Here is a 22,978-nt window from a genome sequence, read left to right as displayed (position 1 = left end):
TGGGGACCGGACTTTGGCGGTTCATAACAGGCTGCCATGTTTTACTGATCATTGACGTTTTCTTCGCGTAGATAATTGATCACGTCCTGCACCGTTGTAAAAGCCATGGATTCATACTCCGGGATCTCCATACCAAACTCATTCACAATCACCATCATCAAATAAAGCTTGTCCACGTCGTCCAACCCCAGATCACCGACGAAGCTGCTTTCATTTTTGACTTGGTCTTCATTGATTTCAAAATAATCAGCGACAAACTTTCTCACTTGTTGCTCTACATCGTCCATTTCCAACACCTCACTTTTCATTGAAGGTTCCTGCCGCGAGGAAACGTCCCGAATCAGGGGGCAACTCTTGATCCCAGCGTCTGATTCGCAGAAATAACACCCGTCGCCTGCAGCAAATCACTCACCGCGTGCAAGACACCAAAATATTCAAGAGTGGCTTTTTTATTCAGAATGCGACGCAGGCAAAAATAGATCTGCAGTTCACCAAATGCAGCGCCGTCATTAACAACCTTTTCATCCAGGATGATATTGGCCTTCTCGTCGATCCTGGCTTGCACGAGCTTTTTCAATTCGGACAAATTCATGGTCTTTCTCCCTGATGTGTACCGCCACAAGCCCAATATACTCAGTCGAAAAACCCTGCCAACTGTCAGAAATGACAGTTTTTAATAACCGTTCACGATAACCATTATTCAATTCCCTCGGGCTATCTCTGCTCCCACCGGCGACGTGCGTTGGTTCTTTTGGAAAAGATTTGAGCGTTGCTGTAACGCATCGCAGTGAGCGTTCTCTAGTGGGGTAAGCAAGCACAAACCGCTTGTAAAAACCCTGAACAAGACTGGAGAAACATCATGACTGCTACCACTCGCACCCTGTCCGCCACTGCCCTGGTTCTGGCCCTCGGTTCTGCCCTGAGCATGGCTGCTGTATCGACCGTCCACGCCGCTGACGCCGACATGGAAAAATGCTTCGGCGTGGCCATGAAAGGTCACAACGATTGCGCCGCAGGCGCAGGCACCACTTGTGCCGGCACGTCGAAAACGGACTACCAGGCCAACGCCTGGAAACTCGTTCCGAAAGGCACCTGCGCCACCACCGAGAGCAAGACCTCGCCGACCGGTTTCGGTCAGATGGAAGCGTTCAAAGCCAAGTCCTGATCCGCGAACTGCCTGAGTGACGATCATGCTCACCCTCAATGACCATGCCCAACCCCGCACTCAGGCAGCCCTCACCGGGCTCCCGCCCCGTGCCGGGCTGGGACTCAAGACCGGGCACTTTCGTGAAGTGCTCGGCTCACAACCGGACATCGGCTTCTTCGAAGTCCACGCCGAAAACTACATGGTGGCCGGCGGTCCGTTTCATCATTTTCTCGGTTTGATCCGCGAGCAGTATCCGCTGTCGCTGCACGGTGTCGGCTTGTCCATCGGTGCTGAAGAGCCGCTGGATGAACAGCACCTCAAGCGCCTCGCCGAACTGATTCGGCGCTATCAACCGCAATCCTTTTCCGAGCATCTGGCCTGGTCGAGCCACGGCCCGGTGTTTCTCAATGACCTGCTGCCACTGGCCTATGACACGCCGACGCTGAACCGCGTCTGCGAACATATCGATCAGGTGCAGAACACCCTCCAACGACCCATGCTGCTGGAGAATCCGGCAACCTATCTGGCGTTCGAGCGCTCGACGATCGATGAGGCAGACTTCATCGCAGAGGTCATTCGCCGCTGCGGCTGTGGCCTGTTGCTGGACGTCAACAATGTCTACGTTTCCTGCGTGAACCATCAGCGTGATCCGCTGGCGTATCTCGATGCCCTGCCCCTGCACAGGGTTGGCGAGATTCATCTGGCCGGTTTTGCCGAAGATAGCGACAGCCTCGGCGACCGTTTGCTGATCGATGATCACGGCGCGCCGATCGATCAAGCCGTCTGGGGTTTGTACCGGCAAGTGCTGCAGCGCACCGGCCCGGTGGCGACATTGATCGAACGCGACAATCAAGTGCCGGCGTTCACGGTGCTGCTGTCCGAGGCGCAACAGGCTGATGCGCTTTTGCGCGATGCCGGAGGCCGCACATGAGCACTCAACGCGCTTTCGCGGCTGCGCTCATCGACACGCGGCTGCCCTGCCCCGAAGGTCTGTGCAGTGCCAACGGCGCTGATCCGGCGAGCCGTTTCGCGGTGTATCGCAACAACGTGCAGGGCTCGCTGAGCAATGCGTTGGGCGACAGCTATCCGGTGGTTGCGCAATTGGTGGGCGAAGAATTCTTCCGCGCCATGGCGGCCGTTTTCGTACAACAGCAACCGCCGCAAAGTCGGTTGATGAGCCGCTACGGCGAACAATTGGCGGACTTCATTGCAGCGTTTGAACCGGCCGGCAGCGTGCCTTATCTGGCCGACGTGGCGCGCCTTGAGCACCTGCGCACCCTCGCCTATCACGCCGCCGACGCCCTGCCCGTCCGGCCAGAAGAAATCACGGCAGCACTGACTGATGCGCAAACGCTGAGTGAGCTGCGCCTCGACCTTCATCCCTCCCTGCACCTGCTCGACTCAACCTATGCCGTGGTGGCGATCTGGGGCGCACATCAACACGACGCGACACTGGAGGGCATCGACATCAACCAAAGGCAACACGCGCTGGTATTGCGCAATGGCCTGGACGTCGAAGTGTTTGCCGTTGACCCCGGCGCCAGTACGTTTATCCGCAACCTGATCGATGGCCAGCCACTGCTGAAAGCGGCGGAAAACAGCCCTGAGTTCGACCTCGCGCAAACCCTTGGCTTGCTGATCGCGCACAACGCCATTACCCACTTGAATAACAAGGAACTGCCATGAAAACGCTCATCACCCGCGCCATTGCGCTGCTGGAAAAAATCCCCCACAGCCTGATCGCGTTCATTGCGCGTTTCTCGATTGCCGCGGTGTTCTGGAAGTCAGGGCAGACCAAGGTTGAAGGTTTGGCCATTGATTTGATTGACGGCACTTTTCAACCCGGCTGGCCACGTCTGGCCGACTCGACGATTCCGTTGTTCAAGAGCGAATACCACGTGCCGTTGTTGTCGCCAGAGATTGCCGCGCACATGGCCGCGTTCGCCGAGCACTTTTTTCCGCTGTTGATCCTGATCGGCTTCGCTACGCGTTTTTCGGCGTTGGCGCTGTTGGGGATGACCCTGACCATTCAACTGTTTGTGTATCCCGATGCCTATCCGACCCACGGCACCTGGGCGGCGGTGTTGCTGTACCTGATGGCGACGGGGCCGGGCAAGTTGTCGATTGATCATCTGATCGCCCGCCATTTCGCCAACTGAACGCCGACCTGTAGGAGCTGCCGAAGGCTGCGATCCTTTGATCTTGCTTTGAAAAAAACAAAATCAAAAGATCGCAGCCTTCGGCAGCTCCTACATTGGGTTTACGTTCATATGATCAGCGCTGAAGGCGATCCAGCGCCTCACCGCTGCGTCTGAACCAGCCGATCAGATAGTCAGCGAGTACTTGCGTGCGCTTCGGCAGTCCGCCCTGATACGGATGCACCAGGTACATCGGCATGCGCCGGGTCTGAAAATCGCGCAGGAGCCAGCGCAATCGACCGTCAGCCAATTCCGCTTGCAGCAAGTAGGAAGGCAGTCGCGCGATACCGGCGCCGCTAAGCGCGGCTTTCTTCAGCAAGTTGTAATGGTTGCTGGCAAACGGTCCCGACACCCGCACCCGCAGCAATTCGTGTTGCTGGTGATAAAGCCATTCCTCACGCCCGCTGTAGTGGCTGTTGAGCAAACATCGATGCTCGGCCAGTGCCTGCGGGGTCAACGGTTCACCGAAGCGTTCGAGGTAAGCCGGGCTCGCGCAGGTCATTTCCTGCCATGCCAGTAACGGTTTGGCGACCAGTCGCTCGTCGTTGGCCACTTCGCTACGGATCGCCAGATCAAACCCGTCCCGAGACAAATCGCGGTAACTGTTATTCAACTCAAGCTCGATCTGCACCTCGGGGTATTTGTGCGAGAACTCCAACAGCAGACCATCAAAGAAGGTTTCGCCCAGCGACACCGGCACGGTCATACGCACCGGTCCGGCCATATCGTCCTTCAATCGCGCCAATGCCTGACGCGCTTTTTCGACCTGGACTACAAGCGCCTGCGCCTGCGGCAGTAACGCAGCGCCCGCCGCAGTCAGGCTCAAGCGCCGGGTGGTGCGTTGCAGCAACACAACGGAAAACTGCGCTTCGAGCTGGCTGATGCGTTTGGACAACTGGCCCTTGCTGCAACCCAACTGCTGCGCCGCCAAAGTGAAACTGCCCGCTTCGATCAACACCGCGAACGCCGCCAGATCATCCATTTCGCTCATGGATTGTTTCCATTTGAAAACCAAAGGTTGCCTATTAGCGCGCTTATCCACAGAAAAAACCACTCTAGACTGAAACCTCGTTCAATCACTTGAGGTACGGCACGATGAAGATTCTGTTGATAGGCGCTAGCGGCACCATTGGTTCAGCGGTGGACAAAGAACTGTCGCAACGCCATGAAGTCATCCGCATTGGCCGCACCAGCGGTGACTTGCAGGTGGATATCAGCGACAGCGCATCGATCCGCAAATTGTTCGAAAAGACCGGCAAGTTCGATGCACTGGTCTGCGCTGCCGGAAACGTGACCTTCGCCCCACTGGGCGAGATGACTGAAGACAGCTTCGCCCTCGGGCTTAAAGACAAACTGATGGGCCAGGTCAATCTGCTGCTGATCGGCCGCGAATTCGCCAATGACGGCGCCTCGTTCACCTTTACCACCGGCGTGCTCAGCCATGATCCGATCCGCAGCGGCGCCTCGGCAGCGCTGGTTAACGGTGCACTGGACAGCTTCGTTCGCGCCGCCGCCATCGAACTGCCACGCGGCCTGCGAGTGAACTCGATCAGCCCGACCGTGCTATTGGAAGCGATGGGCAGCTACGCCCCGTATTTCCGTGGTTACAAGCCGGTTCCTGCGGCGGATGTGGCGCTGGCCTACGCGAAAAGTGTCGAAGGCTTGCAGACAGGTCAGACATTTCACGTGGGCTAAACCCTTGTGATGAACGGTCAGGCTGCGTAACGTGGCGGCACTTGTCTGGAGAGCCGAAGATGCGTGTTGCCCGTTCGTTAGTCGTTATTGCCCTGCTGCCATTGTTTGCCGCTTGCCAGTTGCTCGATGGCCAGCGAGAAAGTGCTTCGCACGTCGGGCAGTCGCGGATGCAGGGTCAACTGACCGCTGCTGACGGCAAACTGGTGTTTCAGCCATGTCAGGATCAGCGTCAACTGGTGGTCAATGACATTGGTGGCACCAGCATTCTGCAAGAAGCGGCAACGCTGGCTGATGAGCAAGGCAAACTGTTTGCCGATGTTCGCGGCAAAGTCGCCGGTGATCGACTCGACCTGACGCAGCTGTATCGCGTCGAGCGCTCCGGCACCGCGTGTGACGATCCCAACTTCAAACTGCTGATCCTGCGTGCCGCCGGCCATGGCCCGGAGTGGAATGTCAAAGTCAGCGGCAAAGGCATGGTCATCGACCGCGAAGGTCAGCCGCCACTTGCTGTGCCGTATATTGAAGATCAATTGGGCGACGGCCGCTTCAATCTGAGCAGCGAAGCCAACAACCAGCGCATCGAATTGTGGGTCGCGCCGCAACGCTGCGTCGACAGCAGCACCGGCAGCGTGCAGCACATGAGCGCCGAGTTGCGCATCGACGGCCAGGTGCAGCGCGGTTGCGGGTATTTCGGCGGATCGCGCAACGACTGAGCGTTTTAGCCTCACCGGATCCGGCCTTTGCGGCTTATAATCGCGGCCTTCAAACGCCCTGGCGCAGTTGTGCGCCCCGCGAACCCGGATCCTCGCCATGTTACGAATCACTGAACTCAAGCTGCCAATCGACCATCCCGAAGAAGACCTGCGCGTTGCCATCGTGCAACGTCTGGGCATCGCCAGCGATGATTTGCTCGATTTCACCTTGTTCAAGCGCAGCTACGATGCGCGCAAAAAGTCCTCCGAACTGTGCTTCATCTACACCATCGACCTCAACGTACGCGACGAGGCCAACGTGTTGGGCAAGTTCGCCGATGACCGTAACGTCAACGTGGCGCCGGATGTCAGCTACAAATTCGTCGGTCAGGCGCCGAGCGACCTGAGCCAGCGTCCGATCGTTGTCGGTTTCGGCCCGTGCGGGATCTTCGCCGGCCTGCTGCTGGCGCAAATGGGCTTCAAGCCGATCGTCCTCGAACGCGGCACCGAAGTCCGCCAGCGCACCAAAGACACCTGGGGCCTGTGGCGTAAAAGCGTGCTCAACCCGGAATCCAACGTGCAGTTTGGCGAAGGCGGTGCGGGCACGTTCTCCGACGGCAAGCTGTACAGCCAGATCAAGGACCCGAAGTTTCTCGGCCGCAAAGTCCTGCACGAGTTCGTCAAGGCCGGTGCACCGGAAGAAATCCTCTACGTCAGCAAGCCGCACATCGGTACGTTCCGTCTGACCGGCATGGTTGAAAACATGCGCGAGCAGATCCGCGAACTGGGCGGCGAAGTGCGCTTCCAGGAACGCGTCAGCGACGTGCTGATCGAAGACGGCCAACTGGTCGGTGTACAACTGGCCAGCGGCGAAACCCTGCATTCGAAACACGTGGTTCTGGCCCTCGGCCACAGCGCCCGCGACACCTTCCGCATGCTCCACAGCCGTGGTGTGTTCATGGAAGCCAAGCCGTTCTCGGTGGGTTTTCGCATCGAACACCCGCAATCGCTGATCGACCGTGCACGTCTGGGCAAATACGCTGGCCACCCGAAACTCGGGGCTGCCGACTACAAACTGGTGCACCACGCCAAGAACGGCCGCTCGGTCTACAGCTTCTGCATGTGCCCGGGCGGCACCGTGGTCGCGGCGACTTCCGAGCCGAATCGCGTGGTCACCAACGGCATGAGCCAGTACTCGCGTAACGAGCGCAATGCCAACTCAGGCATCGTTGTCGGGATTACGCCGGAAGTCGATTATCCGGGCGGCCCGCTGGCCGGGATCGAGTTGCAGGAACGCCTGGAATCCCACGCCTTTATCCTCGGCGGCAGCGATTACAAGGCGCCGGCGCAACTGGTTGGCGACTTCATCAACGACATCCCATCGACCGAACTGGGCGAAGTCGAGCCGTCGTACAAACCGGGGGTGGCGCTGGGTGATCTGGCCTTGGCTCTACCGGACTTCGCCATCGAAGCGATTCGTGAAGCCTTGCCGGCGTTCGAAAAGCAGATTCGCGGTTATTCGCTGCACGACGCAGTGTTGACCGGGATCGAGACGCGCACTTCATCGCCGCTGCGCATTACCCGTAATGAATTGCTGCAGAGCATGAACGTGAAGGGCTTGTTCCCGGCCGGTGAAGGCGCGGGTTATGCGGGCGGGATTCTGTCGGCAGGTGTTGACGGGATTCGCATTGCCGAAGCCGTGGCGCGGGACATCCTCGGCCTGACTGACTGACACAAAACCCTGTAGGAGTGAGCCTGCTCGCGATAGCGGTACTCCATTCAACATCAATGTTGAATGGAGTACCGCTATCGCGAGCAGGCTCACTCCTACAGTTGATTTCGCTGCATCAGATATTGGCGCGCTGTACTGAAGTCGGCAGCGCCTCACCCCGCTCGGCACTCGCCGCCACTGCGTCGATCAATCCAGCCAGTTCATACCCCTGCGCCTTCAGCCAATCCTGATCGTAATAGGTGTCGGCATACCGCTCGCCGCCATCGCACAGAATCGCCACGATCGACCCCGACTCCCCCGCCGCTTTCATCTGCTGCGCCGCCATCAACGCACCGATCAGATTGGTCCCGCTCGACCCGCCAACATGCCGTCCCAGGCGCTGCGCCAGATAATGCATGGCGGCCAGCGACAAGGCATCCGGCACTTTGACCATTGCATCGATCACCTTCGGCAGGAACGACGCCTCAACGCGCGGCCGGCCAATGCCTTCAATGCGCGAACCGCAGTCCAGGCGCAAACTCGCATCGCCCGTTTGGTAGTAATCGAAGAACACCGAACGCTCGGCATCGGCGCACAACACGCGGGTGCAATGCTGGCGATAGCGCACGTAACGACCCAGGGTCGCGGTGGTGCCGCCGGTGCCGGGGCTGGAAATCAGCCAGCTCGGTTCCGGATGTTTCTCATAGCGCATCTGCTGGAAGATCGATTCGGCAATGTTGTTGTTCGCGCGCCAGTCAGTGGCACGTTCGGCGTAGGTGAACTGGTCGATGAAGTGGCCGCCATGCTCGCGGGCCAGGCGCTCGGATTCGGCGTAGATCTGCGTCGGATCTTTCACCAGATGGCTCTGGCCACCGTAGAACGCGATCTGGGCGATCTTCTCTTTGGACGTGGTCGCCGGCATCACCGCAATGAACGGCAAACCGAGCATCCGCGCAAAATACGCCTCGGAAATCGCCGTCGAACCGCTGGATGCCTCAATGACCGGCGCGCCGGGCTTGAGCCAGCCGTTACACAACGCATAGAGGAACAACGAACGGGCCAGGCGATGTTTGAGGCTGCCGGTCGGATGGCTGGATTCATCCTTGAAATACAACTCGATGCCCGCAAAACCCGGCAGCGGCAAAGGAATCAGGTGGGTGTCGGCGCTGCGCTGAAAATCCGCTTCGATGATGCGGATGGCTTCGCGGGCCCACTGTCGGTTGTCGCTCATGGTGAGGGTTCTCGTTGAATCGGGCAGGAGATGAATCGGCTCGAAAGGCTCACTCATCAGCTTAGGAAAAATCCGATAGCGCGCACAGATACAGCTGAGTCTCAATATGTCAGACAACTGCTAGGCTCAGCGTGGCTTGAGCCAGACACCTTGTAACGCCATATAACAAAAAAGAATATAACTTTTGTTTTAACAACTAACAGTACGGGTTAGGGTGTCCCACCTTTTGACTTTATCGATGGAGAGCGACCTTGCCTCTGCGTAGCACTTTCACGCGTTTCTTTCAGTTGGAAGCTGCCAGCGGTCTGTTATTGATCGCCGCGGCCATCCTGGCTCTGATTATCAACAACTCGCCGCTGTCGTGGCTGTACACCGGCCTGCTCGACACCCCGGTGGTGGCGCAGATCGGTGCGTTGAAAATCGCTAAACCCCTACTGCTGTGGATCAACGACGGTCTGATGGCGATGTTCTTCCTGCTCATCGGCCTGGAAGTGAAGCGCGAAGTCCTTGACGGTCAGCTGTCTAAACCGTCGCAGATCGTCCTGCCCGGTGCAGCCGCGATCGGCGGCATGCTGGTGCCGGCGCTGATCTACTGGTTCCTCAACCGCGACAATCCGGCAGCCCTCGACGGCTGGGCAATCCCGACCGCGACCGACATCGCCTTCGCCCTCGGCGTGCTGGCACTGCTCGGCAAGCGCGTACCGGTGTCGCTGAAACTGTTCCTGATGACCCTGGCGATCATCGATGACCTCGGCGCCATCGTGATCATCGCCATCTTCTACTCCGGCGAACTCTCGACTCTTTCCCTGGGCCTTGCAGCAGCGTGCATCGCGGCGCTGGTGGCGATGAACCGGCTCGGGGTGGTCAAGCTTGGGCCGTACATGATCATCGGTTTGATCCTCTGGGTCTGCGTACTGAAGAGTGGTGTCCACGCAACGCTGGCTGGCGTAACCCTGGCCTTCTGCATCCCGCTGCGCACGAAAAACGCCGAACCGTCGCCGTTGCTGACCCTCGAACATGCGCTGCACCCATGGGTGGCCTACGGCATCCTGCCGCTGTTCGCCTTCGCCAACGCCGGCCTGTCGCTGAGCGGTGTCACCGTGGAAAGCTTCACTCACCATGTGCCGATGGGCATCGCGGTGGGCCTGCTGCTGGGCAAGACGGTCGGCGTGTTCGGCCTGACTTGGCTCGCGGTCAAAACCGGCATCGCCGCCCTGCCCCAAGGTGCCAACTGGGGTCAGGTGCTGGGCGTGGCGATCCTGTGCGGCATTGGCTTCACTATGAGCCTGTTTGTCGGCTCGCTGGCGTTTGAACCGGGTGTGAGTGATTACGCTGGCATGGACCGGATGGGGATTTTGACCGGGTCGATTCTGGCGGCGTTGATTGGTTATGCGGTGACGGCGGCGGCGAGTCGCAAGAACTCCCAACCGATATAACCTCTGTGGCGAGGGTCAAGCACCCTCGCCACAAACTTCCTGCGTTCCCGTTACACAGCGAACAATCCTCACGTCTTTAGCGACGCGTCCTACAGCCACCATTTTCCTGCTTCGTTAACGTTGCGCAGCCCTTTGCGAAGGGCTGTCGATGGATGAGCGAAAGGACGATCAGTGGCTGGCAACAAGGGCATTCCCCGGGTTCAAAACCCACCGCAAGGCGACGGGCATCACGTCACCTACCGCTACATGACGGCCACTGAACTGGCCGAGCGCGACGCCAGACAAAATGCTTACGACGCCATGCTGGCCCGACAGGAGGCTTTCGAGCGCAGCCGTGAGGTGGCGGTCAAAAAAGCCAATCCCGTTCGGGCTGGCTGCGTATTCGCCAAGTCCTGCAAATTGCCGGATGCGATTATCGATTACTCGAGTCCTTCGGGGATGGTGCCGACCGACAGCCTGAAGGATTACGGCGATCTGATTCTGCTGGGCGCGCGTGAGGCCGATGAAAGCGGCGCAGTTCCGCTCAAGAAAATCGGCGCAACCGCTATTCCAGCTGGATTTGGCAGCCTGGCTCTGGCGGGATCGGTGTTTGAAACGCTGCCCGCCGCTGTATCCAGTGCGGCTGTTGCGCCTTTAGTTGGTTTGGTTGCGCTGTTCATGCCATCGAGCCTTGGTGACAGCGCGCTCTATACCGACGAGCAACTGCGTGGACTTGAACAGGCACGAACGCGTGTTCGGTTGAGAGTTGAGCAACAAGCCGACGGCAGCCTGAAAGGTTACGGTTTCTACACCGGCAAGAATCGCGACTGGGAAATGGTTGATGTCGTGCAGTTCAAGGTGCGTGGCAGCCGGTTCATTGCTGACTTGGGTGAAGGAGTAGAACTGATCTGGACGCCGGCTGTGAATGGCTCGGACATCCTTGGTATTCCCGCGTTGGAGGCTGCACCGCAGGCACCGCACATCTGGGTGTATCCACCGACGAAAGCAGCGGACGGGATTCTGGTGAATCCGGTTTATCCGCCGGAGTACCGGGATTTCATTCTGGTTTTTCCGGTGGGGTCGGGAGTAAAACCGATTTACATTGTTGTCAGCGCTGCGAAAGGTACCGCCGAAGAGGGTCATACCTATCACCCAGCTCCTGAAACGGTGGATATAACAGCCTTTCCTGATTTGAGAAGAGCAAAAAAGAAAACACCATACAACGGAGGGCTTCGGGATCGCTGGATCAACGCGAAAGGCCGGATAATATACGAATGGGACTATCTGCACGGTGAACTTGAAGCATACCGCGCAAGCGATGGCAGCCATTTAGGCTCTTTCGATCATAGGACTGGCGAACAGATAGATCCGCCCAAAAAGAAACGAAATATCAAAAAATATTTATGAGGATTACATGGGACTGAAGGCCAGGCTTGAATGGTATGACAAGCAAACCGAACTGGGTGAAGGAGAGGAGCTGTCGAAAGATTTTGGTGAGGACTGCTCACTAATTGAAGCGTTAGGCCTGTCGCCTGCCAGAAACATAAATAATGGCGGATTTGATGTTAAATCCGATTGGTTAAAGATTCTTCAACCGTACTTCCAGCACTTCATCCAATATTCGTCTTACGACTATCAGATATCATTCGTATACCGCGACAACTGGTAGATACCCATTCAATACCCGAAAAAATATCAAAAAAAGATATCTGTGAGGAAGAGATATAGGACTAGAACTGAGACTGGAGTGGTACGACACAGCAACCCTGCAATTGCAGGGCGAGGAGTCGTCAAAAGATCTGGGGGATGATGAATCAGTACTGAATGCCTTAGGCATTCCGGTGGAGGGCAACATCAATAATGGCAGCTTCAACGTCGTCGAGAAGTGGGTTGCGACCATTCAGCCATACTTTCAACATCAAATCATTCTGAGTGCCAACGACTATCAAATTTCGTTTGACTACAGTTAATACCGACAAACAGGCTATTGAAATTTAATGCGCTACCTTTCGATAACCGGCTTTTACCCTGATGACGCTCAAGATGACTCTTTGCAATTCGAGTTACATATAAAAGATAGCGAGATGAACGAAAAAGTTGCACAGCTCATTGAATCCAAGCCCCTGAATGAATTGGAACCCGGGGAGCTGTTATTGACTACAGATCAAGTCACTGCGCTGAAAACTCTTCTCAAAGTTAGCCTCCCGAAGGGTTTGGAGTTCTTCATGGGCACCGGTGCTGATTACTGACTACCGAATTGGGAAGCAAAAAACAAAAAACCCCGACCAGTCACCTGATCGGGGTTTTCTTTACCCTGAATTCCGCTTAGTGCGAAACGCGGCTGGTCCCGCCAACGGTGGAGATGCGCACGCGCTCGCCAACGCGGAACACTTCATTCTCCTGAACCTGCTGCACATAGGCACGCATGCTGCCGTCGTCTTCACGCACGGTGATTTCCACACCTTGCGTACGAGTCAGGCCTTCTTCCGTGGCCGAACCGATCAGACCACCCGCCACCGCACCGATAACCGCGGCAACGATGCTGCCCTTGCCGCCGCCGATGGCGCTGCCGCCAACGCCGCCGACCGCTGCACCAGCGAGGCCGCCGATCGGGGTTTTGGTGCCTTCGATTTTCACCGGGCGCAGGGATTCGATGGTGCCCATGCGAATCGTCTGCACACGACGCGCTTCGTCACGGGAGTAGGAGTCACCGGTCAGGCTCGATTGGCAGCCGGTAAGCAACATCGCCATCGTGGAAAAGGAAGCAACCAGCAGAACAGACTTACGCATAGCATCAACTCCAAAGAAACATATAGTCATTAAACTCCGTGGCTTGACGCCTGTCACGACACCGCCCGGATAAATTGGCTTTCATTCAGGCGCGGTACAGACACCTGCACGCTCCCCCTGATGTAGGCCTACAGTAGCGCCAAATTACCGATTCTGCGCCACCGACACCAAGGATTTTCATGGATTACTTCATCATCGTCGTCACCACTGCCGCCGGTTTGTACTTCCATTGGTGGTTGTACGTGCGGATCAAACGCTGGATGGATCGCGACCTGGCGCTGTCACTGGCGGGCAAGGATGAAGGCAAACGCGCCTTCATGCTCAAACAGTTAGCGAATGCTCAGATGCAGAAGATCAAGCGCCGGGATCTGCCGAAGTGGCTGGAGGCCGCTGCGGCAGGCTATCCCGCTCGGTAGACTGCTCAGGGTGCCAGACGTTCAAGAATCCAGTCGGCGCCCTGCACACGGTAGTTGAGGCGATCGTGCAGACGGCTCGGACGGCCCTGCCAGAATTCGATGCGCTCAGGCAACAAACGGTAACCACCCCAATGTTCCGGGCAGTCGGGTTGAGTATCGGAGAAACGCTGCTCGGTGGCCTTGAGCAAATCTTCCAGTTCACCGCGCCCGTTGATCACCCGGCTCTGCGGTGATGCCCAGGCACCGAGACGGCTGCCCAGCGGACGCACCTGATAATACGCATCCGACTCCGCAGGCGTGACCTTCACCACCCGCCCTTCGATGCGCACCTGGCGTTCGAGGGTTGGCCAGAAGAAAGTCATGGCGGCAAACGGGTTGGCCGCCAGATGCTGGCCCTTGGCGCTGTCGTAGTTGGTGAAGAAGGTGAAGCCCTGCTCGTCCAGGCCCTTGAGCAGCAGAATGCGGCAATGCGGTCGCCCATCCTGGTCGACCGTGGCCAGGGTCATGGCGTTGGCTTCCACCGGCGCCTGTTCGGTTTTCACCGCGTCGGCAAACCACTGGTGAAACAACGCAAATGGCTCGGCCGGGGCTTGCGCCTCGGTCAGACCATCCCGGGTGTAATCACGACGCATATCTGCCAGAGCCTGGGTCATGGCGCATTCCTTTTCGTTAGCGGATCACTTCTTGGTGGTATCGGTCGCGGCGACTTTCTTGTCGGTCGCGGCGGCTTTGGCTGGAGCAGTCTTTTTCGCTGGGGCCTTGGCCGGTGCCTTTTTAGCCGGCGCCTTGGCAGCCGCTTTTTTCGCTGGAGCCTTCTTGGTCGCCGGAACAGCAGCTTTTTTCGCAGCAGGCGCTGGAGTTACCGGTTTGGCGGCTGGCTTGACGTCTTGCGCGGCGACCATGGTCACTGGCTTCGGCGCTGGCATGTTGTACTTGCTCAGCAGCGCAACCATGGTGTTCTGCGGGGTCACCAGCAGTTCGACACGACGGTTCAGGGCACGACCTTCAACGCTGTCGTTGGCCGCACGCGGCGCTTCCGAACCCATGCCGCGCAGCATCAGGCGATCACGCTGCAAGCCGCTGAGACGGAAGATCGCCGCAATGGACTGGGCACGTTCCTGGCTGAGTTTGATGTTGGCAGGCGCGGCACCACTGGAATCGCTGTGGCCAAGGACCAGCACGGCAGTTTTCGGGTCGGCTTCGAGGATTTTCGCCACCCGGGTGAACGGACCGAGGGTGACCGGCAGCAGCATGGCGGGACGATCCGGATTGAACGAGCCTTCGACCGGTGCAGTCACGACCAGCACGTTTTCACGGCGTTCGAGTTGCAGATTGCTGTCCTTGACCGCTTCACGCAGGCGCGGTTCGTAGTCGTCGAGCCAGGCCTGGGTCACTTTCGGATCCGGCATCGGCACGGCTTTGGTGGTGGGTTGATCCTTACCGCCGAACGGCCACCACCATTTGCCACCCGCGTCGGCTTCAGCTTTGGCCACGGTGACCGTTTTTTTCGCTTCCGGGGCGACTTCAGCCTTCATATCGGCCTTGGCCGCTTCATCATCGGAACCGAACGGCCAGTACCACGGGCTGCTGCTTTGAGTCTTGGCCACGGGTGCGGAGGCCGCAGGTTTCAGCGGGGCGGGGGCCGGAGCTGGCTCCTTGGCCGCGACCTTGTCGGAAGAACCGAACGGCCACCAACTACCGCCGTCCGCATCGTTTTTCGGGGTCTGTGCACAACCGGTGATCGCTACACACAGGGCCAGGGCGAGGGTCTTTTTAGATGACATTGAAAATCCACAAAATGAAGTAATGAAAAATCAGAGCACTTTCGCCCGGATAAACAGCCGTTTTGAAACGAAAAACCGCTTGAGGTTCCGACCCTGGGACCTCGGATGAAACTTTACAGACAAGTGGCAAGCACCCGCGCGAGCTTCTGCGCGCGGGGATCCATCAAGACGTACGGCCCAAGGGTATTTGTCACAAAACCAAACGCGACATCATGCTCGGGGTCAGCAAAACCGATGGAACCGCCCGCGCCCGGATGGCCGAACGCACGTGGGCCGAGGCCGTAAGTGGCGTTGGGCACATCCGGTTGATCAAGCATGCAGCCCAGACCGAAACGGGTCTGGGTCAACAAAGTCTTGTCTTCGCCGAGGCTGTGTTCGCGGGTCAGCTCTTCGAGCATGTCGCTTTCGAGCAGGCTGCCGTCGAGCAAACCAGCGTAGAAACCGGCCAGACTGCGCGCATTCCCGTGGCCATTGGCCGCCGGTTGCTGCATGCGTCGCCACTCCGGTTTGTTGGTGCTGGTCAGCACCGACGGCGGATTGGTAAAAGCGCGAGTGGTCATGGCGGCCGGTTCGCGCATGGTCACTTGCAGCAGGCGTTGCGCGGCGGCATCACCAGTATTGCCCTTGCCGCGAGCGATATGCGCCACACGGTGGAACTCTTCGTCAGCCAGACCGACGTGGAAATCCAGTCCCAACGGCTTGGCGACACGGGCGACGATGGATTCGCCAGGCCCGCGACCGTCAGCGCGGCGCAGCAATTCGCCGATCAGCCAGCCGTACGTGATCGCGGCATAGCCGTGCCCATTGCCCGGCGTCCACCACGGTGTTTCAGCCGCGAGGGCGTCGACCATGGTTTGCCAATCGTAGAGGGCTTCCGGCGCCAGCAGCTCACGCAGCGCCGGCAGACCGGCCTGATGGCAAAGCAATTGGCGCAGGGTGATGGATTCTTTGCCGGCAGCGGCGAATTCCGGCCAGTAGCGGGCGACCGGAACATCCAGTTGCAGCTTGCCTTCACCGACCAGTTGCAGGGCGGTGACGGCGGTGAAGGTTTTGGTGCAGGAGAACAGGTTGGCGATGGTGTCGCTGTGCCAGGCCTCGGCGCCATCCTTGTCGGAGGTACCGGACCAGAGGTCGAGGACGGTTTCTCCACCGACCTTGATGCACAGGGCTGCGCCGCGTTCCTGGGGATCGTCGAACAGTGCAGCAAAGGCTTCGCGCACCGCTTCGAATTGAAGCTCGTAATGTCCCTGAATCTGCACCCGCAACTCCCCCGCGAAAACGCTCTACAAAGTGGCCCGCATTGTTCCAGCCCTAGAGGGATTTGGGAACAGCTGCGGGCCAGACGGTTAAAAGCCAAGTCAAAAGATCGCAGCCTGCGGCAGCTCCTACATGAGATCGCGTTCCTCTGCAGGAGCTGCCGCAAGCTGCGATCTTTTAGCGCATCACAGATTAATGACCATTCCCCGAGTGCCCACCCGCGTGCCCTGCTCCCGCACCTTTGCCTGCCTCACCTTTCCTGCCGCCTTCGGCTTCGTGCTTAAGGGCTTTCTCGGCCTCTTTGCCAAGCTGATCAATGGCCTGCAAATTGCTCTTGCGCACTGACTCGACGAAGCCCTGATACGGCAGATCCGTCACTCCCACCAGACCGAAGTGGCCATTCTCACCATCAAGCAGACGGCCGGTTACCGGTTGGTCCAGATACTGGAACCAATGCACGCCAACAATCGACGGTTCACTCAGCGCTTGTTTGAGGAAGTTGGCGTAGGCCGGGCCGCGATCTTCTTCCTTGGCCAGTTGCGTGACGCCGCCCCAGAACGGGCCACGATCCGCTGAGCCAAAGTTGAATTCGGTGATCATTACCGGTTTGTCCAAAGCGCCCAGTGCGGCAAAGTCATAACCGTCCTGCGGTTTCAGCGTGTACATGTTGAAACTCAACACGTCGCAATACTGCGCGCAGGAGGCTACAGCTTCAGGGGTGCTGATGGCGAAGCGACCGCCAAGCAGCAACTGGTTCGGCGCGTGCCATTTCAGCGAGTCGGAGATAGTTTTGAAGTAAGTGTCGGCGAAGACTTTCTGGAAATATTTGAAGTCAGCCTCGATTTCCGGATGTTCCGGGTTCGGCAGTGGTGGCACGAAACCCGGGTCTTCCATCAATTCCCACGCCGGCAGATCAATGCCCCACGCCTTCGACAGCCCCGCCTGATTGCGATACTTGTCGCGCAATTGCTTGAGGAACGCTCGCTTTGCTGGCACGTCGGTGGTCATTTTCAGGGTGCCATAGGCCAGCGCATAGCGGGATTTCGGATCATCGCCGGGACCGGCCCACGCCAGTTCGTTGTCGGCGTAGTAGCCGATCAGCCACGGATCGTCGCGGTGATCGCGGGCGGCGATGGCGACAGCGCGCTCGGTGGCCATGGCGAAACGCGGATCAAACGGATCCGGCATACCGCCCCACCAGTCGCTGCCGGTGCTGATGCTGGTGTAGTCACCGACGATCGACAGCGGCAAGGTGTAAGGCACACGCTCGGCATCACTTAGCGAATCGGCACTCCAGTTACCAACCGTGTTGAAGCCCCAGGCTTGTAGGCGATCGAGCGTGTGGCTGGCCCACTGTTGCTCATCAATGGTGGCCTTGCACGGCTCAGCAGCCTTTTCCGCCGTCGCTTGTACGGTTTCAGTTTTGGCTGCCTCAGCGACACCGGACTTCGGCTCCGCAGGCACCGAGACAGGTTCAGCCGAGTTCACTGCGGCCGTTTCAGCGGCGGCAGACTTGGCCGCTTCGGCGACTCCGGACTTGCTATCACTGTCGGCTTTGCACGGTTCACCGTACGCGCGCTGCAGGTTGGCGCCATAGAAGTCGTACCAGCGCCCGTTGCCGTATCCCCGGCCCTGATCAACACCGTTGCCGCCACGGTTGTCACCCTCGCCAAAATGCTTGGCCAACGGTTCTTCAGGTTTAGGCAGGGATTCAAACATGTACTCACGGCCAGCCACGTAGGTTTGGTTGACCTGGGGGCTGACGGTGTTCACGCCCAGCGAGTAAAACGGATGACCTTCAGGCGTGACCAGATACCAGCGGCCATCACGCTTTTCAGTACGGAAGAAACCGCTGGCCTTGAACGCCGGGCCTTTATTCCAGCCGCCAAATTTGTCCAGCGAAGACTTTTCACGCTCGGCCAGCCAGGTTTTCAGCTGTTGCTGTTCCTTGGCGGCGGCAGATTTCAGTTGTTCGTCGTTGCTGATTTTTTCCGGCCACTTGCTGCGCGTCGATTGCCCGTAGGCGTCGACCAGATTGCCGTAAACGGCCTGGGTGACCGATTCGCCGTCCTGCACACCGAAACGCTCCAGCAGCAAACTCTGCGCGACTTTCGGCTGATCCAAAGACAAGCTCACCGAAACCACTTGGCTGCGATCGATCTCCCCGCTGCTGCTGACCAGCAGGATCCGCTGACCATCGACCGTCATTGGCATGGGTGGCCCGGCTTTCATGCCAAGACTCAGCGGTGACGATGCCACCAGCGGCACCAACAGGGTCTGCGCAGGCCCGGCCGGCAGGTCGACGCGGCTGACCAGGGTACGACCGTCGTTGCTCTGGATTTGCACATAGACCGTCACCGCCCAGTCCATTGCGCTCTGCAAACGCAAAGTCATCATGCCTGACTGCGACCAGTCCCAAGCGCCGGTCTGCGGCGTCAGACGCAAGGTCGGGCGGGCCACCGGGTTGAACGTCACCCGGCGCAGCACTTCGCCCTCAGGCGTTTGCTCGGCGTTGGCTTGCGGCAGATCAGCGTTTTCGGTGGCGATTTTCACCACGTCGGCAGGACGGACAAAGTTGAACAGGGTCTGCTGACCGGCGGGCGCTGCCAGCAACGGGGCAGCGAAGATCAAGGCAAATACGGCAGGCAACGAACGGCGGATCATAAGAACGGAGTTCTCCCTAACGACCAACAATGGCCAATGGAAAAGCGATGGCAGAGAGATAGACAACACGGCGGGCAAAACTGCCCACCGTTGTCTCAGGATATTTCACGACGGAAAGGTGGCAACGCATTGAGGATCGCCTTGCCGTAGCGCTGGGTGACCAGACGCCGATCGAGCAAAGTGATGGTGCCGCGGTCTTCTTCGGTGCGCAGCAGCCGCCCGCAGGCCTGAACCAGTTTCAGCGAAGCGTCGGGCACGGAGATTTCCATGAACGGATTGCCGCCACGGGCCTCGATCCATTCCGACAACGCCGCTTCGACCGGATCGTCCGGGACCGAGAACGGGATCTTGGCGATTACCACGTGTTCACAGTACGCACCCGGCAAGTCCACCCCTTCGGCGAAACTGGCTAGACCGAACAGCACGCTGGAATCACCGCCGTCGACCCGCGCCTTGTGCTTGTTCAGGGTTTCCTGTTTCGACAGGTTGCCTTGAATGAACACTTGCTTGCGCCAGTCGCGGTCGAGACCGTCGAACACGTCCTGCATCTGTTTGCGCGAGGAGAACAACACCAGGGTGCCGCGCGAGCCTTCGACCAGATCGGGCAACTCACGGATGATCGCTGCCGTGTGTGCGGCGGCATCGCGTGGATCGGCTTTCAGGTCCGGCACCCGCAACACACCGGCGTCGGCGTGATGGAACGGGCTCGGCACCACAGCCGTGACGGCCTTTTTCGGCAGGCCGGCGCGCATGCGGAAGCGGTCGAAAGTGCCCAGCGCCGTGAGGGTCGCCGAGGTCACCAGACAGCCGTAAGCCACGTTCCACAAGCTGCGGCGCAAGGTTTCTGCCGCCAGGATCGGGCTGGCATTGACCTCGATATCGAACAGCGAACCGCTTTCGGCCAGAGTCAGCCAGCGCGCCATCGGCGGGCTGTCTTCCGGGTCTTCGGCGGTGAACGCAGTCCACAGCTCCCAGTTGCCGGAGGCACGCGACAACAGGCTGCCGAACAGCGGATACCATTCCTCAGCCTGATTGCTGGCGATGCCGATGTTGACCTCGCCGTCCATGCCTTCCTTGAGCAGGTCGGTCAGACGGGTGAACAGATCATTGAGACGAGCAAAGCCTTTTTTCAGCTCGATGCCCATTTCGCGCATGTGCTCGGGAATCACCCCGGCGACGAAGCGATGCCGTGGCCGCTCGCGACCCTCGACGTCTTCGCCGGGTTTGAAATCGGCGACCTGCTCGCAGGCGCTGAACATGAACTGTTGCTGAGCCTTGATCTCACGCGCCAGTTCCGGAACTTGTTCGATCAATTTGCCAAGATCGCCTGGCAGCGGATGCTGGGCCAGCAGTTTGGTCAGGTTCTTCGCGGTGGTTTCCAGCCAGTCGGCGGTGGAACGCAGGCGCGTGTAATGGGCGAAGTGGCCGATGGCCTTGTCCGGCAGGTGATGGCCTTCGTCGAACACGTAAATGGTGTCGCGCGGATCCGGCAACACCGCGCCGCCGCCCAGTGCAAGGTCAGCCAGGACCATGTCGTGGTTGGTGACGATCACGTCGACCTTGCCCATACCTTCGCGGGCCTTGTAGAAGGCGCACTGGCCGAAGTTCGGGCAATGGCGGTTGGTACACTGGCTGTGATCGGTGGTCAGGCGCGCCCAATCGGCATCTTCCAGTGCATTCGGCCAGCTATCACGGTCGCCGTCCCACTTATTGCCGGCGAGCTTTTCGATCATGCTGGTGAACAGCTTTTGACTGGCCTCATCGACCTCGATCTTGAAGCCTTCTTCTTCGAACAGCTGGGCAGTGGCGGTTTGCGCGTGGCCTTCCTGCAAGAGCATGTCGAGCTTGGACAGGCACATGTAGCGGCCACGGCCCTTGGCCAGGGCGAAGCTGAAATTCAGCCCGCTGTTGCGCATCAGGTCGGGCAAATCCTTGTAGACGATCTGCTCCTGCAGAGCGACGGTCGCGGTGGCAATGACCAGGCGTTTGCCGGCCAGTTTGGCGGTGGGGATCGCGGCCAGGCTGTAGGCCACTGTCTTGCCGGTACCGGTACCGGCTTCCACCGCGACAATCGCGGGGTCGCCACTGCGCCGGCCTTCGTCGTCGGTGTCGATATCCCCGAGGACTTTGGCGATTTCAGCGATCATCAGGCGCTGGCCGTAACGCGGTTTGAGGCTCTTGGCCTCTAGAAAACGCGAATAGGCGCCCTGGATCGTGGTTTTGAGTTCAGTACTGATCATGGATTGTCGGGCGCAAAAAACGCTGGATAAATTTTCAGTGGTTTCGGATGGCGGCTATCATACCCCGCTAATTAATCCCGCGCAGAACGGAGTGCCCCAATGACACCTTTTAGCCTCGTTTACCCCCTGCATGTGCTGTCCGCCCTGGTGTGGGTCGGCGGCATGTTTTTCGCCTGGATGGTCCTGCGCCCTGCGGCTGTGAAGGCCCTAGACGGCCCTGCCCGCCTGACCTTGTGGGTGGAAGTGTTTCAAGGTTTTTTTCGGTGGGTCTGGGTCGCGGTGATTCTGTTGCCGATCAGCGGCGTGGGCATGCTGCATTTGCAGCAGGTCGGGTTTGAGACCGCGCCGAAGTATGTGCAGGTGATGATGGGCTTGTACGTGGTGATGACTGCGCTGTTTATCCGCATTCAGGGGTTGATGCTGCCGGAATTGCGCACGGCGGTTGATGCAAAGGACTGGCCGGCGGGTGCGGCGGTGCTGGGGCGAATTCGCCGGGTGGTGGGGCTTAATCTGATTGTGGGGGTGGTGTTGGTGGCGATTGCGGCGGCGAGGCCGTGATCGTTCCCACGCTCTGCGTGGGAATGCCGCAAGGGACGCTCTGCGTCCAGTGACGCGGAGCGTCACGGGCTGTGTTCCCACGCGGAGCGTGGGAACAATCAGTGATCTTACAAGCGCTGCACAGTCACCGCCCCCGCCGCCCCCACTGGCCCAGGCTGGCCATCCGCCCCGGCCTTGCCGTTCTTGCCACCATCGGCGCGATACACCAAGCACCCCTTGGACTTGCCGCCCTTCCCTGCTTTGCCGCCAACACCCGCCGGGCCACCGTTGCCACCTGCCACATTGACCTTGATCAACTCCGCCGGAAACTCGCGCGGCACTTCAAGGCGCACCAGCGCACCCGGTGCGCCAGGTTGGCCGTCACTGCCGTTACTGCCATCAAAACCGTGCCCGGCCGAGCCATAAGTACAGCCTGGGTCTTCACCGTTGCCGCCATCGAGGCCGACAAACCCCGGCGCGCCGGTGCCGCCACGGGCATCGACCAACAGCTGCGGTGCGTTCAACGCCTTGAATTGCAGATTCAGATTGCGCCCGGCACGGGCGGCTTTTTCATAAGTACCCGGTGCACCCCGTGCAGTAATCCGGCTGCCGTCGCTCAGTTCTGCATGAGCGACCTTCATCTCCAAAGCGTTCTCGCTCGGAACGATCGCGATACGGGCTTCATGGCCAAGACGCAACTCGCCCACAGTCAGTTCGGTCACGTTGGCAGGAATCAGCAACGTACCGTAATCGGCCACTTCCAGTTTTTCCAGCTGCAACGTGCTGGCCGTGTTGGGCAAACGCATCAGCGAATTGGTTTCGACACTGACCACCTGGGCACAGGCCAATGGGCTGATGAATGCAGCGAGCAAGCAGAGTTTACGCATGGGAAGAAGCCTCCGGAGCGGCCGGGGCCGGGATGGTTTGCAGGTGAAATACGCCGAACAGCAGGATGCGGCCACGGTCACGCCAAGGGTGCGGGCGACCTTTGAGGCTGCGATTGCACAGCAGCACTTCGAATAAATGAATCAGCAACAACAGACCGCCGGCCAGATTGACCAGCAGATGCAACGGATGTACGAACGGCACCAACTGGTTGGCCAGCACCACGCAGCAGAACAGCAGGGTCAACAATCGCCCCAGCCCCCAGAACACTTTCATACGCTCCCCCGTGTTGCGAATTATTCTTTGGGCGCACAGT

General features: G+C 59.0%; 26 protein-coding genes. 14 read left to right on the top strand and 12 right to left on the bottom strand.

Annotated elements, in window-relative coordinates; translation table 11 throughout:
- Nucleotides 1-41 precede the first annotated feature (41 nt).
- Together CKW26_RS14750 and CKW26_RS14745 are read right to left on the bottom strand one after the other, a co-directional pair.
- Nucleotides 42-308, bottom strand: coding sequence for a phosphopantetheine-binding protein (locus CKW26_RS14750; protein ID WP_256579902.1), 267 nt, complete (start codon nucleotides 306-308; stop codon nucleotides 42-44).
- 32 nt (nucleotides 309-340) lie between these two features.
- The gene (locus CKW26_RS14745) at nucleotides 341-592 is read right to left on the bottom strand and encodes a hypothetical protein (protein WP_095049144.1); all 252 of its coding nucleotides are present in this window, start codon (nucleotides 590-592) and stop codon (nucleotides 341-343) included.
- Nucleotides 593-859: 267 nt separating this feature from the next.
- Here CKW26_RS14745 and CKW26_RS14740 point away from each other — a divergent pair, with 267 nt between their 5' ends.
- From CKW26_RS14740 to CKW26_RS14725, 4 genes are read left to right on the top strand one after another with little or no spacing between them, the layout of a single operon-like run.
- Nucleotides 860-1,165, top strand: a complete 306-nt coding sequence (locus CKW26_RS14740) for a DUF2282 domain-containing protein (RefSeq protein ID WP_095049143.1) — start codon at nucleotides 860-862, stop codon at nucleotides 1,163-1,165.
- A gap of 25 nt (nucleotides 1,166-1,190) precedes the next feature.
- Nucleotides 1,191-2,078, top strand: coding sequence for a DUF692 domain-containing protein (locus CKW26_RS14735; RefSeq protein ID WP_095049142.1), 888 nt, complete (start codon nucleotides 1,191-1,193; stop codon nucleotides 2,076-2,078).
- Nucleotides 2,075-2,833: a DUF2063 domain-containing protein gene (locus tag CKW26_RS14730; RefSeq protein WP_095049141.1), complete on the top strand. Its 759-nt coding sequence runs from the start codon at nucleotides 2,075-2,077 to the stop codon at nucleotides 2,831-2,833. Before CKW26_RS14735 ends, CKW26_RS14730 begins: the two co-directional genes overlap by 4 nt.
- Nucleotides 2,830-3,306, top strand: a complete 477-nt coding sequence (locus tag CKW26_RS14725) for a DoxX family protein (RefSeq protein ID WP_095049140.1) — start codon at nucleotides 2,830-2,832, stop codon at nucleotides 3,304-3,306. The genes CKW26_RS14730 and CKW26_RS14725 overlap by 4 nt, the downstream gene beginning before the upstream one ends.
- 115 nt (nucleotides 3,307-3,421) lie before the next feature.
- Here the strand turns inward: CKW26_RS14725 and CKW26_RS14720 are convergent, their stop codons facing one another.
- The gene (locus tag CKW26_RS14720) at nucleotides 3,422-4,336 is read right to left on the bottom strand and encodes a LysR family transcriptional regulator (protein ID WP_095049139.1); all 915 of its coding nucleotides are present in this window, start codon (nucleotides 4,334-4,336) and stop codon (nucleotides 3,422-3,424) included.
- A gap of 104 nt (nucleotides 4,337-4,440) precedes the next feature.
- On the opposite strand from CKW26_RS14720, the gene CKW26_RS14715 reads away from it, so the two are divergent.
- From CKW26_RS14715 to CKW26_RS14705, 3 genes are all read left to right on the top strand, one after another.
- Entirely contained in the window at nucleotides 4,441-5,040 is a 600-nt protein-coding gene (locus CKW26_RS14715) for a short chain dehydrogenase (protein ID WP_095049138.1), read from the top strand.
- 59 nt (nucleotides 5,041-5,099) lie between these two features.
- Entirely contained in the window at nucleotides 5,100-5,753 is a 654-nt protein-coding gene (locus tag CKW26_RS14710; RefSeq protein ID WP_095049137.1) for a COG3650 family protein, read from the top strand.
- A gap of 97 nt (nucleotides 5,754-5,850) precedes the next feature.
- On the top strand, nucleotides 5,851-7,464 hold the full coding sequence (locus CKW26_RS14705; protein ID WP_095049136.1) for an NAD(P)/FAD-dependent oxidoreductase: 1,614 nt from the start codon (nucleotides 5,851-5,853) through the stop codon (nucleotides 7,462-7,464).
- Nucleotides 7,465-7,579: 115 nt separating this feature from the next.
- Here CKW26_RS14705 and CKW26_RS14700 read toward each other — a convergent pair whose 3' ends face one another.
- The gene (locus CKW26_RS14700; RefSeq protein WP_095049135.1) at nucleotides 7,580-8,674 is read right to left on the bottom strand and encodes a PLP-dependent cysteine synthase family protein; all 1,095 of its coding nucleotides are present in this window, start codon (nucleotides 8,672-8,674) and stop codon (nucleotides 7,580-7,582) included.
- Between the two features lie 251 nt (nucleotides 8,675-8,925).
- Here CKW26_RS14700 and nhaA point away from each other — a divergent pair, with 251 nt between their 5' ends.
- From nhaA to CKW26_RS14675, 5 genes are all read left to right on the top strand, one after another.
- Entirely contained in the window at nucleotides 8,926-10,110 is a 1,185-nt protein-coding gene (gene nhaA / locus CKW26_RS14695; protein WP_095049134.1) for a Na+/H+ antiporter NhaA, read from the top strand.
- Between the two features lie 171 nt (nucleotides 10,111-10,281).
- Nucleotides 10,282-11,496: an S-type pyocin domain-containing protein gene (locus CKW26_RS14690; protein ID WP_095049133.1), complete on the top strand. Its 1,215-nt coding sequence runs from the start codon at nucleotides 10,282-10,284 to the stop codon at nucleotides 11,494-11,496.
- 7 nt (nucleotides 11,497-11,503) lie between these two features.
- Complete coding sequence (locus CKW26_RS14685; protein ID WP_095049132.1) at nucleotides 11,504-11,758, top strand: colicin E3-like toxin immunity protein; 255 nt, start codon at nucleotides 11,504-11,506, stop codon at nucleotides 11,756-11,758.
- A 55-nt stretch (nucleotides 11,759-11,813) separates the two neighbouring features.
- Nucleotides 11,814-12,059 carry a colicin E3-like toxin immunity protein gene (locus tag CKW26_RS14680; RefSeq protein ID WP_034154981.1) on the top strand — a complete coding sequence of 82 codons (246 nt, stop codon included), beginning with the start codon at nucleotides 11,814-11,816 and terminating at the stop codon, nucleotides 12,057-12,059.
- A gap of 27 nt (nucleotides 12,060-12,086) precedes the next feature.
- The gene (locus tag CKW26_RS14675; protein ID WP_095049131.1) at nucleotides 12,087-12,338 is read left to right on the top strand and encodes a pyocin S6 family toxin immunity protein; all 252 of its coding nucleotides are present in this window, start codon (nucleotides 12,087-12,089) and stop codon (nucleotides 12,336-12,338) included.
- Nucleotides 12,339-12,414: 76 nt separating this feature from the next.
- Here CKW26_RS14675 and CKW26_RS14670 read toward each other — a convergent pair whose 3' ends face one another.
- Entirely contained in the window at nucleotides 12,415-12,879 is a 465-nt protein-coding gene (locus CKW26_RS14670) for a glycine zipper 2TM domain-containing protein (protein WP_007918566.1), read from the bottom strand.
- A gap of 179 nt (nucleotides 12,880-13,058) precedes the next feature.
- Between CKW26_RS14670 and CKW26_RS14665 the strand changes: the two genes are divergently transcribed.
- The gene (locus CKW26_RS14665; protein WP_095049130.1) at nucleotides 13,059-13,295 is read left to right on the top strand and encodes a hypothetical protein; all 237 of its coding nucleotides are present in this window, start codon (nucleotides 13,059-13,061) and stop codon (nucleotides 13,293-13,295) included.
- Between the two features lie 5 nt (nucleotides 13,296-13,300).
- Here CKW26_RS14665 and pdxH read toward each other — a convergent pair whose 3' ends face one another.
- From pdxH to dinG, 5 genes are all read right to left on the bottom strand, one after another.
- Nucleotides 13,301-13,948 carry a pyridoxamine 5'-phosphate oxidase gene (gene pdxH, locus CKW26_RS14660; RefSeq protein ID WP_016986574.1) on the bottom strand — a complete coding sequence of 216 codons (648 nt, stop codon included), beginning with the start codon at nucleotides 13,946-13,948 and terminating at the stop codon, nucleotides 13,301-13,303.
- Nucleotides 13,949-13,972: 24 nt separating this feature from the next.
- Nucleotides 13,973-15,079 (bottom strand): OmpA family protein, encoded by a 1,107-nt coding sequence (locus CKW26_RS14655; protein ID WP_095049129.1) that lies wholly within the window; start codon nucleotides 15,077-15,079, stop codon nucleotides 13,973-13,975.
- Nucleotides 15,080-15,192: 113 nt separating this feature from the next.
- Nucleotides 15,193-16,338: a serine hydrolase domain-containing protein gene (locus CKW26_RS14650; RefSeq protein ID WP_095049128.1), complete on the bottom strand. Its 1,146-nt coding sequence runs from the start codon at nucleotides 16,336-16,338 to the stop codon at nucleotides 15,193-15,195.
- Between the two features lie 190 nt (nucleotides 16,339-16,528).
- On the bottom strand, nucleotides 16,529-19,000 hold the full coding sequence (locus CKW26_RS14645) for a beta-galactosidase (protein WP_095049127.1): 2,472 nt from the start codon (nucleotides 18,998-19,000) through the stop codon (nucleotides 16,529-16,531).
- 95 nt (nucleotides 19,001-19,095) lie between these two features.
- Nucleotides 19,096-21,240 carry an ATP-dependent DNA helicase DinG gene (gene dinG / locus CKW26_RS14640; RefSeq protein ID WP_007918588.1) on the bottom strand — a complete coding sequence of 715 codons (2,145 nt, stop codon included), beginning with the start codon at nucleotides 21,238-21,240 and terminating at the stop codon, nucleotides 19,096-19,098.
- A gap of 99 nt (nucleotides 21,241-21,339) precedes the next feature.
- Between dinG and CKW26_RS14635 the strand changes: the two genes are divergently transcribed.
- Complete coding sequence (locus CKW26_RS14635; RefSeq protein WP_095049126.1) at nucleotides 21,340-21,798, top strand: CopD family protein; 459 nt, start codon at nucleotides 21,340-21,342, stop codon at nucleotides 21,796-21,798.
- Between the two features lie 107 nt (nucleotides 21,799-21,905).
- On the opposite strand, the gene CKW26_RS14630 is transcribed toward CKW26_RS14635, so the two are convergent.
- Nucleotides 21,906-22,664 (bottom strand): hypothetical protein, encoded by a 759-nt coding sequence (locus CKW26_RS14630; protein ID WP_095049125.1) that lies wholly within the window; start codon nucleotides 22,662-22,664, stop codon nucleotides 21,906-21,908.
- A complete protein-coding gene (locus CKW26_RS14625) occupies nucleotides 22,657-22,938 on the bottom strand; it encodes a DUF1145 domain-containing protein (protein WP_095049124.1) in 282 nt (93 codons plus the stop codon). Before CKW26_RS14625 ends, CKW26_RS14630 begins: the two co-directional genes overlap by 8 nt.
- Nucleotides 22,939-22,978 lie beyond the last annotated feature (40 nt).

Source organism: Pseudomonas sp. Irchel s3h9, from assembly GCF_900187475.1.
GTDB classification, from domain to species: domain Bacteria; phylum Pseudomonadota; class Gammaproteobacteria; order Pseudomonadales; family Pseudomonadaceae; genus Aquipseudomonas; species Aquipseudomonas neuropathica.
The sequence above is the reverse complement of the archived record's forward strand: the minus strand, read 5'-3'. Positions and strand labels throughout refer to the sequence as shown.

Coding starts and splice junctions, on each gene's coding strand:
- CKW26_RS14750 (WP_256579902.1), bottom strand. CDS start 308: ATGAAAAGTGAGGTGTTGGAAATGGACGATGTAGAGCAACAAGTGAGA.
- CKW26_RS14745 (WP_095049144.1), bottom strand. CDS start 592: ATGAATTTGTCCGAATTGAAAAAGCTCGTGCAAGCCAGGATCGACGAG.
- CKW26_RS14740 (WP_095049143.1), top strand. CDS start 860: ATGACTGCTACCACTCGCACCCTGTCCGCCACTGCCCTGGTTCTGGCC.
- CKW26_RS14735 (WP_095049142.1), top strand. CDS start 1,191: ATGCTCACCCTCAATGACCATGCCCAACCCCGCACTCAGGCAGCCCTC.
- CKW26_RS14730 (WP_095049141.1), top strand. CDS start 2,075: ATGAGCACTCAACGCGCTTTCGCGGCTGCGCTCATCGACACGCGGCTG.
- CKW26_RS14725 (WP_095049140.1), top strand. CDS start 2,830: ATGAAAACGCTCATCACCCGCGCCATTGCGCTGCTGGAAAAAATCCCC.
- CKW26_RS14720 (WP_095049139.1), bottom strand. CDS start 4,336: ATGAGCGAAATGGATGATCTGGCGGCGTTCGCGGTGTTGATCGAAGCG.
- CKW26_RS14715 (WP_095049138.1), top strand. CDS start 4,441: ATGAAGATTCTGTTGATAGGCGCTAGCGGCACCATTGGTTCAGCGGTG.
- CKW26_RS14710 (WP_095049137.1), top strand. CDS start 5,100: ATGCGTGTTGCCCGTTCGTTAGTCGTTATTGCCCTGCTGCCATTGTTT.
- CKW26_RS14705 (WP_095049136.1), top strand. CDS start 5,851: ATGTTACGAATCACTGAACTCAAGCTGCCAATCGACCATCCCGAAGAA.
- CKW26_RS14700 (WP_095049135.1), bottom strand. CDS start 8,674: ATGAGCGACAACCGACAGTGGGCCCGCGAAGCCATCCGCATCATCGAA.
- CKW26_RS14685 (WP_095049132.1), top strand. CDS start 11,504: ATGGGACTGAAGGCCAGGCTTGAATGGTATGACAAGCAAACCGAACTG.
- CKW26_RS14675 (WP_095049131.1), top strand. CDS start 12,087: ATGCGCTACCTTTCGATAACCGGCTTTTACCCTGATGACGCTCAAGAT.
- CKW26_RS14670 (WP_007918566.1), bottom strand. CDS start 12,879: ATGCGTAAGTCTGTTCTGCTGGTTGCTTCCTTTTCCACGATGGCGATG.
- CKW26_RS14665 (WP_095049130.1), top strand. CDS start 13,059: ATGGATTACTTCATCATCGTCGTCACCACTGCCGCCGGTTTGTACTTC.
- pdxH (WP_016986574.1), bottom strand. CDS start 13,948: ATGACCCAGGCTCTGGCAGATATGCGTCGTGATTACACCCGGGATGGT.
- CKW26_RS14655 (WP_095049129.1), bottom strand. CDS start 15,079: ATGTCATCTAAAAAGACCCTCGCCCTGGCCCTGTGTGTAGCGATCACC.
- CKW26_RS14645 (WP_095049127.1), bottom strand. CDS start 19,000: ATGATCCGCCGTTCGTTGCCTGCCGTATTTGCCTTGATCTTCGCTGCC.
- dinG (WP_007918588.1), bottom strand. CDS start 21,240: ATGATCAGTACTGAACTCAAAACCACGATCCAGGGCGCCTATTCGCGT.
- CKW26_RS14635 (WP_095049126.1), top strand. CDS start 21,340: ATGACACCTTTTAGCCTCGTTTACCCCCTGCATGTGCTGTCCGCCCTG.
- CKW26_RS14630 (WP_095049125.1), bottom strand. CDS start 22,664: ATGCGTAAACTCTGCTTGCTCGCTGCATTCATCAGCCCATTGGCCTGT.
- CKW26_RS14625 (WP_095049124.1), bottom strand. CDS start 22,938: ATGAAAGTGTTCTGGGGGCTGGGGCGATTGTTGACCCTGCTGTTCTGC.